Source organism: Arthrobacter sp. QXT-31 (assembly GCF_001969265.1).
Classification (GTDB): Bacteria; Actinomycetota; Actinomycetes; order Actinomycetales; family Micrococcaceae; genus Arthrobacter.
In genome coordinates this window covers 4,316,132-4,328,998 of the sequence record NZ_CP019304.1, presented here as the reverse complement: position 1 = coordinate 4,328,998, position 12,867 = coordinate 4,316,132, and the positions used below count along the sequence as shown (strand labels likewise).

The window sequence follows — 12,867 nt, the reverse complement described above, 5'->3', positions numbered from 1 at the left end:
AACCACGCCGGCGCCTGACACTGGCAGGATGCAAGTCAATGTAGACTTTTTAGGCGCCAGCAATGTGATGGACAGCCATTGCCCCAGTAGCTCAGGGGATAGAGCAGCGGCCTTCTAATCCGCCGGTCGGGGGTTCGATTCCCTCCTGGGGCGCGTTTGTGATGGAGCAGAAAACACCCCGGTCTTCGGACCGGGGTGTTTTCTTTGGCTGGCGTTCTTTGCACATGGTTCTTGAACCGGCGGCAACTGCCAAGCATGCTTACTATTACCGCCGGATTGTGCCTATGATCGGAATGACGCCGGTGGAATGCAGGGCCGGTGCACCTGACAGCCGAGGAAGGAACACCCGGATGCAGCAAAGCCAGTCGGGCGGACACCCAACCGAGCCGGAGACGCCACGGCCTGCGGGCCCGGCGCCAGATCAGCCCCACACCAGCGCCCCTCATGACCTGACTCAACCGGGCACGCCTTCGGGAACCCCGACGGCCAGCCGCCATCCCGGGACGGCGGCCATCCCGGGGTATGACGGAACTGTGCCACCGCAGCCGGGCATCGCGGAGCCGGAGCGTCGCGTGACGCGCGCCGGGATGATCTGGGCGGCGGTGGCCTCCGCGCTGGTGGTGCTGGTGCTGCTGATCGTCTTCATCCTGCAGAACCAGGAACTCGTCCAGGTGAAATTCTTCGGCCTCGAAGGAGCGGTGTCGCTCGGCGTGTCCCTCTTCATCGCGGCAGTCGGCGGCGGAGTCCTCGTGGCCATGGCCGGCGCAGCCCGGATCATCCAGCTGCGCGCCGCTGCCCACCGGCGCAGGGTGCAGGCCGGCCGGAACCGCTAAGCCGCACACAACGCCGGCCGTCGGGCATTCAGTCCTCCAGGTACTGCTTGAGGTTGCCGAGCACCATGCCCCAGAGTTTTTCCGATTCCGCGGCCTCGTCATCACTTTTGTTGTTGCCTTGGGTGATGCTGACCCGGGTCCCCTCTGCCACCGGCTCCAGCCCGTATTCCACGGTGTGGTAACTGTCCGGCTCATCGGGCAGCCCGGACAGCGGGCTGTAGTGGGTGATGCGCAGGAGTTCATTCGGGCGGGCTTCCAGCACGGTCCCCTTGTCGCGGTAGGACTTGCCGTGCCACTCCCCCTCGAACGTCACCGGTTCACCTTCCCGCCAGGTGGATGTGACATGAGTGCCGAGGAAGTATTCCCTGACGTCGGCGGGATCCGTCAGTGCCGCCCAGACCCGCCCCGGCGGCGCCGCGACGACGACGCTTGCCCGCGCTTCCCTGACCTGCTTGTCCATGGCTTCCCCTCCTGGCGCCACCCTACCCGCGGATGGCCGCGGAGGTAAGGGATGGGTTCAGGCGAACGGCTGGACGAGTGCGGCATAGCGGTCCTTCATCCGGGCCAGGACATCGTGGCCGTCGGCGTCCCAGATCTCCTGGCTGAAGATTTCCACCTCGATGTCGCCGGTGTACCCCGCATCCCGGACCCAGGTGCCGATCGTGGCGAAGTCGATCACGCCGTCGCCCATCATTCCGCGGGAGAGCAGCGCGTCCGCCGCGATGGGAAGGTTGAAATCGCACACCTGGTACGAGGCAATCCGGTTCTCCCGGCCCGCCCTCTCGATTGCGGTTTTCAGCCCAGGGTCCCACCAGACATGGAAAGTGTCGACGGCGACACCCACTGCCCGGGCATCGTACGGAGCCGCCAGGTCGAGGGCCTGCCCCAGGGTGGAGATGAGGGCGCGGTCGGCGGCGTACATCGGGTGCAGTGGCTCCAGCACCAGGCGGACGCCGTGTTCGACGGCGAATGGAACCAGTTCCTCAAGCCGGTCCGCCACGCGCTGGCGGGCGGCCACCACGTCCTTCTCCCCCGGCGCCAGGCCGCCGACCACGAGGAACAGGTCCCGGGTATCGAGCGCAACCGCCTCCAGAACCGCGGCCCTGTTGTCCGCCAGCGCTGCTGCCTGGCCAGCGGCGTCCGGGGCCGTGAGGAACCCGCCGCGGCACAGCGAGGAAACCCGCAGTCCGGCGTCCCTGATCAGCTTCGCAGCCTTGTCCAGCCCGGCGTCGGCCACGATGTCGCGCCAGGGCCCAATCGCGGGGATGCCGGCACGGGCGCAACCGTCGACGGCCTCGGCGAGTGTCCATTTCTTGGCGGTGGCGCTGTTGAGGGAAAGCCGTGCGAAGTCGCTCATACGCCCACCCCGTTGATGCGAAGGAAATCGGACATGCGGAAGGCTGCAAGCGCAGGGTCCTTCAGCAGTCCTGCCGCGTCGGCCAGCTCGAAGGTCTTCGCAAGATGCACGACGGAACGGCCCGAGTGCAGTCCGCCCACCATCTGGAAGCCGGGCTGCCTGCCGTTAAGCCAGGACAGGAAGGCGATCCCGGTCTTGTAGTAGAACGTGGGGGCACTGAAGATGTGCTTGCCCAGTTCCCGGGTGGAGTCCAGGATGGCACGCGCTTTGCCCGCGTCTCCGGCGTCGTAGCTCTGCAGTGCCGCCGACGCCGCCGGATAGATGGCCGCGAAAATGCCCAGCAGGGCATCCGAATGGAAGGTGCCGTCGCCGTCGATCAGTTCCGGGTAGTTGAAATCGTCGCCGGTGTAGAGGCGGACACCCCCGGGTAGCGCAGCCCGCAGCGCGACTTCATGTGAAGCATCCAGGAGGGAGACCTTGACGCCGTCCACCTTGTCCGCGTTGTCGCGGATGAGGGACAGGAACGTTTCGGTGGCCTCGGAGACGTCGTTCGAGCCCCAGTAGCCGGCGAGCGCGGGATCGAACATGGTGCCGAGCCAGTGCAGGATGACCGGCTGCCCGGCTTCCTGCAGCAGCGTGGAGTAGATCCGCAGATAGTCTTCGGGGCCGCTGGCCACCCGGGCCAGCGCCCGGGACGCCATAAGGATCACCTTGGGCCCGGCCTCACTGACGACGGCGGCCTGCTCACGGTAGGCGGCCAGGACGGCCTGCAGTCCGGACTCGCCGGAAGGCAGTGCGGCAAGGTCCAGCTGGTCGGTGCCGGCACCGCAGGACACGAGGTCCCGGACCGTCATGCCCGACGTGGCGGTCCCGCCGGCGTTGGCCACGGCGGCCGCCTCCGCCCCGGTGCGCTTGATCAGCTGCTGGGTGGCATCCCAGTCGAGGCCCATTCCGCGCTGGGCGGTGTCCATCGCATCGGCGACACCCAGCCCGTAGGACCACAGTTCGTGCCGGTAGGCCAGGGTGGCGTCCCAGTCCAGTCGGGCGGGAGCGCCCGGGGTGTTGTCGGCGGTGACCTCGGGGATGACGTGCGCCGCCGCGTACGCCCGGCGGGAAGTCAGCGGTGCCGCCGGCCTGGCCCAGGTGGTGGCGGAGCGGAGCCGGTACTCCCGGGTTCCGCCGTCGGATGTGGGAAGGATCAGGGACGTCATTAGAGCGTGATCTCCGGGATGTCGATGGTGCGGCGTTCGTCGCTGGACTGCAGGCCGAGCTCGGCGAGCTGGACGCCGCGGGCGGCGGAGAGCAGCCCGAAGCGGTGCTCGCGGCCGGCGACGACGTCGCGCAGGAATTCTTCCCACTGCAGCTTGAAGCCGTTGTCCAGCTCTGCGTTGGCCGGGACTTCCTGCCACTGGCTGCGGAAGGATTCGGTGACGGGCAGGTCAGGGTTCCAGACCGGCTTGGGCGTGTGGGCGCGTTGCTGCGCGACGCACTTGTTCAGGCCTGCCACGGCGGATCCGTGCGTGCCGTCCACCTGGAATTCGACCAGCTCGTCGCGGTAGACCCGGACGGCCCAGGAGGAGTTGATCTGGCCGATGACGTCGTCTCCGCCGGGGGTAACGAGCTCGAAGATGCCGTAGGAGGCGTCGTCCGCCGTGGCCGTGTACTCCTTGCCGGACTCGTCCCAGCGGGTGGGGATGTGGGTGGCGGTCTTGGCGTTGACGCTCCTGACCTTGCCGATGATGCCTTCCAGGACATAGTTCCAGTGGCAGAACATGTCCGTGGTCATTCCGCCGCCGTCCTCCTTGCGGTAGTTCCAGGATGGGCGCTGCGCCGCCTGCACGTCGCCTTCGAAGACCCAGTAGCCGAATTCGCCGCGGATGGACAGGATCCGGCCGAAGAACCCCTCATCCACGAGCCGGCGCAGCTTGACCAGGCCGGGGAGGTAGAGCTTGTCGTGCACGACGCCGGCGGTGACCCCGGCTTCCTTGCCGATGCGGGCGAGCTCGATGGCCTCCTCCAGGCTTTCCGCCGTCGGCTTCTCCGTGAAGATGTGCTTGCCGGCGGCCATGGCCTTCTTCAGGGTCGCGGCCCGCAGGCTGGTCATGGAGGCGTCGAAGACGACGTCGACAGTGGGGTCGTTGATGACGCCGTCAAGGTCGGTGGTCCATTCTGAAATCTTGTGCAGCTCGGCCAGCTCGCGGATCTTTGCTTCGTTGCGGCCAACGAGGATCGGTTCGACCTGCACCTTGGTGCCGTCCTCCAGCGTGAACCCGCCGGCGTCGCGGATCGGGAGGATCGAGCGCAGGAGGTGCTGGCGGTAGCCCATCCGGCCGGTGATGCCGTTCATGGCTATACGGATCGTCTTTGTTTCGAAGCCCATGGGTCCTCATTCAGTCGTAGGTGAAAGCTGGTCGGAAAAGCAGATCTGGAAAGCGCATTCCCGCTGCATCCATAGTGCAGAACTTCCATCCATCTGGCAAGCGCTTTCCTTGTCTTTTTGCACCTGCGATAATGTGGGCACCAGCCGAGTTTCCCGCGCCGGCGCCCGTTGAAGAGGAGTTGCGTCTGTGGCTGCAAGCACGCTGACCGAAGTAGCCCGCCTGGCAGGAGTCTCCCCCGCCACCGCCAGCCGGGTCCTGAACGGCTCGGCCAGGACCCCCGGACCGGACATCGCCGAGCGCGTCCGGAAGGCCGCGGACTCCCTCGGCTACATCCCCAATGCCCAGGCTCAGGGCCTCGCGAAGTCGAGCTCCGGGCTCATCGGGCTCATCGTGCACGACATCGCCGACCCCTACTTCTCGGCCATTGCCCGCGGTGTCCAGGCGGCTGCCCGGCACCAGAACAAGATGGTGCTGCTGGCCACGACGGCAGGCAGCCCCGCCGATGAGCGTGCGGCCGTCGCTGCCTTTGCCGCGCGCCGGGCGGACTCGATAGTGATTGCGGGATCGCGTTCTGCGCGGACCACTGACCAGAAGGGCAACGCCGAACTGGCAGCCGAGCTTGACCGCTACTGCCGCAACGGCGGCCGGGTGGGCGTAGTGGGACATGCCGTGGTGGGCGCCGAATCCGACGAGGGCTATCACGTGGTTGAGGTTCCCAATGAGGAGCTCGCCGCAGAACTCGCCCGCGAACTGGCCGCCGTGCATACCGGGGATTTCGTGGTCATCGCCGGACCGAAGGGACTTCTGACCTCCGACGACCGGGTGCGAGGCTTCCAGCGCGGCCTGGCCGATGCCGGGCTGCCCGCGGCAGAGGTCCTCCACACAGGATTCGACCGCGCGGGCGGCTACGAGGCGGGCCTGGAACTCGCTGAACGCATCAGGCCGCACGGCGATAGGGGCGCGGCCGCTCCCGGTTCCGCCGGGCCCAGGCTTTGCATCTTCGCCGTCAACGACGTCATGGCGATCGGGGCCACCGCGGCGCTGCGCTCCGAGGGACTGCGGATCCCCCGCGATGCCGCCATCGCAGGGTTTGACGACATCGAAACCCTGCGTGACTTCCGCCCTGCACTCTCCACCGTCCGGCTGCCCCTCGAGGAGATCGGCAGGCTGGCAGTTCCCGGCGCGGTGTCCGGCCAGGCGGACGCCGTGGCGGTCAGCGGCGAGGTGACGCTGCGCCGCAGCACCGGACACGCAAGCGACGCCGGCTCCTAGTTCCCCGGCAAGATCCGTTCGCGTCGGCAACACCAGCCCCGCAACACCAGTCCGGCAACAAGGGAAGGCGGCCATGACAGACCCTCCACACGGGGCGGCAGAAGGCATCACCGCAGCGCCCGCCGAATGGCCCGCCGTCGAGCAGCTGTTCGGCGTCCGGGGTGAGCCGTCACGCTGCTGGTGCCGGTTCTTTGCCCTGCCGGGCAATGGCTTTCCTGCCACGCCCCCTGCTGACCGCAAGGCACAGCTGAAAGGCAAGTTCGACGGCGGCGGGCCGGCACCGGGGGTCCTGGCTCACCGCGGCGGATCCGCCGTCGGCTGGTGTGCGGTGGAACCGCGGCAGTGCTACCCGCGGATTCTCCGCTCACAGGTATTCAAGGCCGCCGGCCCCGCGGTGGCGGACGACAACGGCGGTGAAAGCGTTTGGTCGGTGAGCTGTTTCGTCGTTGCTCCCGGCCACCGGCGCAGCGGCGTGGCGGCAGCCCTGCTGGCCGCCGCCGTCGACCACGCACGCGCCAACGGCGCCACCGTCGTCGAGGGGTATCCGGTGGACCCGGCGCAACGGCCCAAGGCCGGGCCGGCCGACCTCTACCAGGGCACGCTCGGGCTGTTCCTCGGCGCCGGGTTTGAGGTGGTCAGCGACGCCGTGCCGGGGCGTGCGGTGGTGCGGCTGCGGGTCAGATGACGGGCCGGGTGGTGACGGGCTGGTCCGCCTTGCTGAAAAGCAGCTTGGTGCTGCGGTCCAGGAAGATCAGGTAGAGCGCAAACAGCAGCGCGATAATGGCGGCCGCATTGCGTGCCAGTGCCAGGGCAAGGCCCAGATCGTCGGTCTGCAGGTAGGGGAAGACTTCCAGCTGGTCGGAGATGGCATAGACCATGAAGAAGGAAACGATGAAGTACAGGGCCTTCACCTGCCAGTCGTCACGGATGCCTGTGACGGCGAACAGCGGGATCAGCCACACGACGTACCAGGACTGGATCATGGGGGCCAGCACCACAACCGCCGCGAAGGCGAGGGTCAGGCGGCGCATGAGGCGGTCGTGCCCGCCGCGGAAAATCTGCCAGGCGACGATGCCCACAGCAAGGAGCTTCCCGGCGTCGTAAACCCATTTGGCAAGCCCCCAGCCGTCCAGGCTGAATGCATTGGCGATGGAGGCCACGATCAGGCCAAGCAGCCCCACCGGGGCGTACCAGATCCATACGCTGCCCGGCGCGGAGAGTCCGTTGATCCAGCCGAACCCGAAGCCGTTTACCAGGCTCATTGCGTAGAGCAGGCCAACACTGAGTCCCGCCGTCAGGCCCCAGAACACAAACTTCCTGGGCCAGCTGGCCCCCTTGCCGGCCCAGAGCAAGCCAATGAACGGCAGGAACACCACGGTGATGGGCTTCACCGCGATGGAGGCTGTGACAAGCACAATGCCGAGGATGACCCGCCGTGTGGCGCAGTAGTAGAGGCCGGCGAGGGCGAGCCCGATCATCAGTGAATCATTGTGGACGCTGGCAATGAAGTTGGTGAGGAAGAGCGGATTCGCCGCCGTCAGCCAGAGGGCACGGTGCGGATTGACCCCGTGCAGGTCGGCAAGTTTGGGAACGTAGATGATGCACAGGATCACGCCGGCCAGGGAGGCGAGACGGAACAGCATGATGCTCGCTTCCGGATGCACATTGGTGGACCACACCACGAACTGCTCGATCCAGAGGAACAGCTGCCCGTAGGGAACCGGGGCCTCGGTCCACATCTTGTCGGCGCCGAGCTGGAAGTAGTTGGACAGCGCGGAGATGCCGTTTTCATACGGGTTGAAGCCCTCGACCATCAGCCGGCCCTGGCCTATATAGGCGTACACGTCCCGGCTGAAGAGCGGGACCGTGAACATCATGGGAAGGCCCCACGCCACGACGGCCTGGAGCGTGGCCTTGCGGGCCTCCCGGCCCCAGACGTGGACGTGCTGGCCAAGCCTGAGCCAGGCCCGGACCAGGAGCATGCCGCCGACCGCCAACAGGACGATGGACAGCCCGACGCCGAATGCCTCGGTGCGCATCCAGATGAACAGCGGCATCCGCCGCAACTCCGAGACGGGCGCCAGCCAGCCGACGCCGAGCGAGCCGATGAGGAGGAACATGGAGCCGACGAAGCCGGAGAGGATGGGCGAGCGCGGGTTGTCCACTTCCGGCCGGGCCGGGTCCGTGGAAGTGCCAGTGGCCGTTTCCCCTATCGCAGGCACAGGCGCCGTCATCTCAGGATCGTCCAATCTCTTCTGCGCCTATCTCGTTAGGCATGTCTCTTCCGGGCATGTCTCTTTTGGGGCGTGCTCCCGGCCTGCAACCAATCCAATGCAACCGACCCATGCGCAGCCAGCCCAAGTACAGCCAGCCCATGTGCAGCCGGGCTGGGCGGCCAGCCAAGTGAGGCGTCGCCGGGGTCGCGGCCACGCAATGACCCGTTGCCACGTATCCGAAATATTAGCATCGGAGCGCCTCTCCAAGGCTTGCCCGCGCCTAAACGGTAGGCTGAACGGGTGCCTATTACTAACGAACGCATCGTCTGGATCGACTGCGAAATGACCGGCCTCGACAGCGTCAACGACGCCCTGATCGAGGTCGCTGCCCTGGTGACCGATTCCGAACTCAACATCCTCGGTGACGGGGTGGACGTGGTGATCAAGCCGGACGACGCCGCACTCGCCCAGATGAACGATTTCGTCCGGGACATGCACACCCGGTCCGGCCTCCTGAACGAGCTTCCGGCCGGCAAAACGATGGCCGAAGCAGAGGCCCTGGTGCTGGACTACATCCGCAAGTGGGTTCCCGACCCCCGCAAGGCGCCCCTTGCCGGCAACTCGGTGGGAACGGACCGGGTCTTCCTGGCCAGGGACATGCCCTCGGTGGTGGAGCACCTGCACTACCGGATCATCGATGTCAGCACCATCAAGGAACTCGCCCGTCGCTGGTACGCCCGGGCCTACTTCCAGGCACCGGCGAAGCTCGGCGGCCACCGCGCCCTCGGCGACATCAAGGATTCCATCGACGAGCTCCGGTACTACCGGGAAGCCGTCTTTGTGCCTGCCCCGGGACCGGACAGTGCCACCGCCCAGAAGATCTCCCAGCGGATCGCAGCCTCCCCCTCTGCCGTCGACCATGCAGCCGCGGAGAGCGTTCCGCCGCCCGCGGCACAGCAACCGGGAAAGTAATCTGCGCCACGTTTGAGGGAAATTTTGCCGAAACTGCCAAAAGTGGCAAAAGCAAGCCCCAACAGCAGGTACACTATTTCTCGTTGCCTTTTCGGACGGCCGGGAAAACCGGACAGCCTGCAGGGCACATGGTGGGCGTAGCTCAGTTGGCAGAGCGCCTGGTTGTGGTCCAGGAGGTCGCGGGTTCAACCCCCGTCGCTCACCCGCACCGAGGACGGCAGTTTATTGCCGGCCAGCAACAAAGGCCGTACCGGTTATCCGGTGCGGCCTTTGTTGGTTTTCACCCCTGCCGGCTCCCGCCCGGCAAAGCGCCGAAGGAATCCCCTGACATGACCGTTCTGCCCATCACCATCTGGGGTGAGCCGGTGCTGCACCGCCGGGCCGCCGAAGTGGAGGAGTTCGACGACGCGCTTCGCCAGCTGATTGCCGACATGTTCGAAACCAACGACAAGGCGAACGGCGTGGGGCTGGCCGCACCGCAGATCGGCGTGGGCAAGCGGATCTTCGTGTACAAGTACCAGAACGAGGACGGCGCTCCCCCGGCCGGGGCCGTGGTCAATCCTGTGCTGACTCTCTCCAAGGTGTCCGGGGCGCTGCCGGATCCGGACGATGAAGTGGAGGGCTGCCTCTCCTTCCCCGGCGAGCAGTATCCGCTCAAGCGCGCCGAGTGGGTCCGCGTCCAGGGCTTTGACGGGCACGGAAATCCGGTGGATTTTGAGGCCACCGGCTGGTTCGCCCGCATCATCCAGCACGAGTACGACCACCTGGACGGCAAGCTGTACGTCAACCGCCTCATCGACAGGTACGCCCGCAAGGCGATGAAGCAGGCCAAGAAGAACAGCTGGGGCGTCCCCGGCCTGACCTGGATGCCCGGCGTCGACCCGGACCCCTTCGGCCACTGACCCCGGAGCTTCTACCCCGGCGTCACCGTCTGCTGCTGCGGGCACGACGCCAGAACGCGTGCCATGGCGTCCTTCTCCGGCTGCGTGACCCAGAGGCCGTACGCGGCCTTCACCGAGATCTGCCGCGCCACATAGTGGCACCGCAGCGCCTTGTTCTTCGGCAGCCAGGTGGCGGCATCCGACGCGCTTTTCTCCTGGTTGGCCTCCCCGTCCGCCGCAATGAGGTTGAGGGGGTCGTTGGCCAGGACCTGCCGCTCCAACGGCGTCAGCTGCTGGGCACCTTTTTGCCAGGCGTCGCCCAGTGCGACGACGTGGTCGATCTGCACTTCCTTGCTGGAGTCTGCACCGCGGACGAACCTGACCGTAAGCCCCACATACGGCTCATGCAGGCTGCCGGAAGCAACTTTGCACCTTGATCCCTGGCTGAACCCAACGTCGCGAAGGTCACGGCGCAGGATGTCGTTGCGCGTGTCGCAGCCGTTCCGGTCTGCGTCCTGCCAGGCCTGGCCGAAGGCCGACCGGTCATAGTCGCTGCCGGCTGCCCTGCCCTTCACGTCCAGTTCTTCCAGTGCAGCGGCCGCGCCGCCCCGCGGCACCGGGTATGGCGGCGTCACCGGTTTCATCCAGCCGGCGTCGAACACCGGCACCTCGGCAGGACCGGACACCGCAGGCTCGACGGCGGCAAACTGGCCGGCCGTAAAAAACCACACGCTGCCGGCGATCACCGCAGCGGCGGCCGCGCCGAGCAGCGCCCAGGCCTGCCGGGCGTGGCGGCGGGCACGCCGGTAAGCGGCCCAGCTGACGCTCACGGGCGAATCCCGGGGCACCGGCAGCTTCGGGCAGGTTGTGGATCCACACCCAGGAGCCTAGGCGAAACCACCCGCGGCGGCGCGGGTATCCACAGTGTTGGGGACAGGTGCCCTGTGGAGGACGGGTCGGCCTACTGCTCGCGCATGACCCGGCGAAGATCGGTGTTGGCGAGGTCAAGGAGCCGCTCCAGCTGGGCCACCCTGTCGTTGCCGATTTCCCCGGCCGCATGCGCAGTGCGTGCCTCATCCAGCAGCCTCTGGGCTTCTTTCTGGTTGGCCCTTGCAACGTCGAGGGCGTGTTCCAGGGTCGTCTCGTGCTCAAGTGTGCGGTTGTGTTCCATGACACAAGTTTGTCCCCGATCACCGGCCGATTCCAGCGAATTGCCCGGGAAGTTCCCGGGCATGGGTCAGCCCCGCCGGCACAGCAGTGCGGGCGGGGCTGACGAAGGGTTCCGGTTAGACAGACGCTGCCGAGGCCAGGACCGGGGCAATATCCTTATCGGAGTCCTTGGCAGGGAAGGTCGGCGGGTTGACCCCGGCCATCTCCTCCATGACGCGGACCACCTGGCAGCTGTAGCCGAACTCGTTGTCGTACCAGACGTAGACAACCAGGTTCTTGTCGTTGGAGATGGTGGCGAGGCCATCAACGATGCCGGCGCGGCGGGAGCCGACGAAGTCGGTGGAGACCACTTCGGGGGAGTCGATGTAGTCGATCTGCTTGCGCAGGTCCGAGTGCAGCGACATCTCGCGCAGGTAATCGTTGACCTCGTCCTTGGTGGTGCCCCGTTCCAGGTTCAGGTTCAGGACAGCCAGGGACACGTCCGGGGTGGGGACGCGGATGGAGCTGCCGCTAAGCTTGCCCTGCAGTTCGGGCAGTGCCTTTGCCACGGCCTTGGCGGCGCCGGTCTCGGTGATCACCATGTTCAGGGCGGCGGAGCGTCCGCGGCGGTCGCCCTTGTGGAAGTTGTCGATCAGGTTCTGGTCGTTCGTGAACGAGTGGACCGTCTCGACGTGGCCGTGGATCACGCCGTACTTGTCGTTGAGGGCCTTCAGCACGGGGGTGATGGCGTTGGTGGTGCAGGAGGCTGCCGTCACGATCTTGTCCGACTCGGCGATGTCGCGGTGGTTGATGCCGTGCACGATGTTCTTCAGCTCGCCCTTGCCCGGCGCGGTCAGCAGGACCTTGGCCACGCCCTTGCTCAGCAGGTGCTGGCCAAGGCCTTCGGCGTCGCGCCAGCGGCCGGTGTTGTCCACCACGAGGGCGTCCTTGATGCCGTAGGCGGTGTAATCGATGGTGGCCGGGTTGTCCGAGTAGATGACCTGGATCCGGACGCCGTTGGCCGTGATGGTGTTGGCCTCGGTGTCCACGCGGATGGTTCCTTCGAAGGAACCGTGCACGGAGTCGCGGCGCAGCAGGCTGGCACGCTTGGTGAGGTCGTTGTCGGAGCCGCGCCGGACCACGATGGCGCGCAGGCGCAGGCCGTGGCCGCCGCCGGCCTTTTCGATGAGCAGGCGCGCCAGCAGGCGGCCGATGCGGCCGAAGCCGTAGAGCACGACGTCGGTGCTGGTGCGCTCGTCGGCGCCCCGCTTGCCCACAATCTCAGCCAGTTCGGCGCGGAGGAATTCCTCCAGAGTCAGGTCCCCGCCGTCGGACTTGAACTTCTGGTTCAGTCGGGCGATGTCGATGGCAGCGGCACCCAGGTCCAGCTGTGCCAGCGTGTTCAGCAGCGGCGCCGTCTCCTCCAGCAGCAGCTCGTCCTTGCTCATCCGGCGCGCAAAGCGGTGCGCCTTCAGGATGTTCATGGTGGACTTGTTAATCAGGCTGCGGCCGTGGATGGAGGTAACCACGTTGTTTTCACGGTACAGCCGGCCGATCACCGGGATCATGGCCTCAGCGAGCGCCTCCCGGCTCATCCACGTATCAAGACAAGAATCTGACGTCTGGCTCACAGAACTACCTTCCTTGGTTCAACCGGCTACGTCCTCGTAAACCGGATGGCGGCCACTGGAAGTTATCCAGGGCAAGCTGGCACCGGCAGGGTTTCGGTCTACCCCGGATGCCGTTGGACGTGCAAAGAAAAACCGCCGGCTGCGAACGCAGATCCGGCGGAAGAACTTCTACGTT

Annotated in this window: 13 protein-coding genes and 2 tRNA genes; 7 read left to right on the top strand and 8 right to left on the bottom strand. The window is 66.5% G+C overall.

All coding sequences use genetic code 11. From position 1 onward, the window contains the following. Positions 1-80 precede the first annotated feature (80 nt). Both BWQ92_RS19765 and BWQ92_RS23885 read left to right on the top strand, forming a co-directional pair. A tRNA-Arg gene (locus BWQ92_RS19765) sits at positions 81-153 on the top strand. Positions 154-533: 380 nt separating this feature from the next. Next, the gene (locus BWQ92_RS23885; protein ID WP_172804314.1) at positions 534-833 is read left to right on the top strand and encodes a LapA family protein; all 300 of its coding nucleotides are present in this window, start codon (positions 534-536) and stop codon (positions 831-833) included. Between the two features lie 28 nt (positions 834-861). On the opposite strand, the gene BWQ92_RS19755 is transcribed toward BWQ92_RS23885, so the two are convergent. From BWQ92_RS19755 to BWQ92_RS19740, 4 genes are read right to left on the bottom strand one after another with little or no spacing between them, the layout of a single operon-like run. Continuing rightward, complete coding sequence (locus BWQ92_RS19755) at positions 862-1,293, bottom strand: SRPBCC family protein (protein ID WP_076802484.1); 432 nt, start codon at positions 1,291-1,293, stop codon at positions 862-864. Positions 1,294-1,350: 57 nt separating this feature from the next. Continuing rightward, positions 1,351-2,190: a sugar phosphate isomerase/epimerase family protein gene (locus BWQ92_RS19750; protein ID WP_076802481.1), complete on the bottom strand. Its 840-nt coding sequence runs from the start codon at positions 2,188-2,190 to the stop codon at positions 1,351-1,353. Continuing rightward, on the bottom strand, positions 2,187-3,401 hold the full coding sequence (locus BWQ92_RS19745) for a dihydrodipicolinate synthase family protein (RefSeq protein ID WP_076802479.1): 1,215 nt from the start codon (positions 3,399-3,401) through the stop codon (positions 2,187-2,189). Before BWQ92_RS19745 ends, BWQ92_RS19750 begins: the two co-directional genes overlap by 4 nt. Further along, positions 3,401-4,570, bottom strand: coding sequence for a Gfo/Idh/MocA family protein (locus BWQ92_RS19740; RefSeq protein WP_076802476.1), 1,170 nt, complete (start codon positions 4,568-4,570; stop codon positions 3,401-3,403). Before BWQ92_RS19740 ends, BWQ92_RS19745 begins: the two co-directional genes overlap by 1 nt. 187 nt (positions 4,571-4,757) lie before the next feature. Between BWQ92_RS19740 and BWQ92_RS19735 the strand changes: the two genes are divergently transcribed. Together BWQ92_RS19735 and BWQ92_RS19730 are read left to right on the top strand one after the other, a co-directional pair. Then, positions 4,758-5,843 carry a LacI family DNA-binding transcriptional regulator gene (locus BWQ92_RS19735; protein ID WP_076802474.1) on the top strand — a complete coding sequence of 362 codons (1,086 nt, stop codon included), beginning with the start codon at positions 4,758-4,760 and terminating at the stop codon, positions 5,841-5,843. Positions 5,844-5,916: 73 nt separating this feature from the next. Further along, positions 5,917-6,528: a GNAT family N-acetyltransferase gene (locus BWQ92_RS19730; RefSeq protein WP_076802471.1), complete on the top strand. Its 612-nt coding sequence runs from the start codon at positions 5,917-5,919 to the stop codon at positions 6,526-6,528. Here BWQ92_RS19730 and mptB read toward each other — a convergent pair. After that, a complete protein-coding gene (gene mptB / locus BWQ92_RS19725; protein ID WP_076803850.1) occupies positions 6,521-8,077 on the bottom strand; it encodes a polyprenol phosphomannose-dependent alpha 1,6 mannosyltransferase MptB in 1,557 nt (518 codons plus the stop codon). The genes BWQ92_RS19730 and mptB overlap by 8 nt on opposite strands. Positions 8,078-8,401: 324 nt before the next feature. Between mptB and orn the strand changes: the two genes are divergently transcribed. The 3 genes from orn to def all read left to right on the top strand — a co-directional run bounded on the left by orn (position 8,402) and on the right by def (position 9,933). After that, entirely contained in the window at positions 8,402-9,031 is a 630-nt protein-coding gene (orn, locus tag BWQ92_RS19720) for an oligoribonuclease (protein ID WP_236783240.1), read from the top strand. Between the two features lie 131 nt (positions 9,032-9,162). Next, positions 9,163-9,235, top strand: a tRNA-His gene (locus BWQ92_RS19715). Positions 9,236-9,360: 125 nt separating this feature from the next. After that, positions 9,361-9,933, top strand: a complete 573-nt coding sequence (def, locus tag BWQ92_RS19710; protein ID WP_076802467.1) for a peptide deformylase — start codon at positions 9,361-9,363, stop codon at positions 9,931-9,933. A gap of 11 nt (positions 9,934-9,944) precedes the next feature. Here def and BWQ92_RS19705 read toward each other — a convergent pair whose 3' ends face one another. The 3 genes from BWQ92_RS19705 to BWQ92_RS19695 form a co-directional block, all read right to left on the bottom strand. Further along, positions 9,945-10,742 carry an HNH endonuclease family protein gene (locus BWQ92_RS19705; RefSeq protein WP_076802465.1) on the bottom strand — a complete coding sequence of 266 codons (798 nt, stop codon included), beginning with the start codon at positions 10,740-10,742 and terminating at the stop codon, positions 9,945-9,947. Positions 10,743-10,873: 131 nt separating this feature from the next. Beyond that, complete coding sequence (locus BWQ92_RS19700; protein ID WP_076802462.1) at positions 10,874-11,083, bottom strand: hypothetical protein; 210 nt, start codon at positions 11,081-11,083, stop codon at positions 10,874-10,876. 115 nt (positions 11,084-11,198) lie between these two features. Next, entirely contained in the window at positions 11,199-12,692 is a 1,494-nt protein-coding gene (locus tag BWQ92_RS19695) for a glyceraldehyde-3-phosphate dehydrogenase (protein WP_076802460.1), read from the bottom strand. Positions 12,693-12,867: the final 175 nt, after the last annotated feature.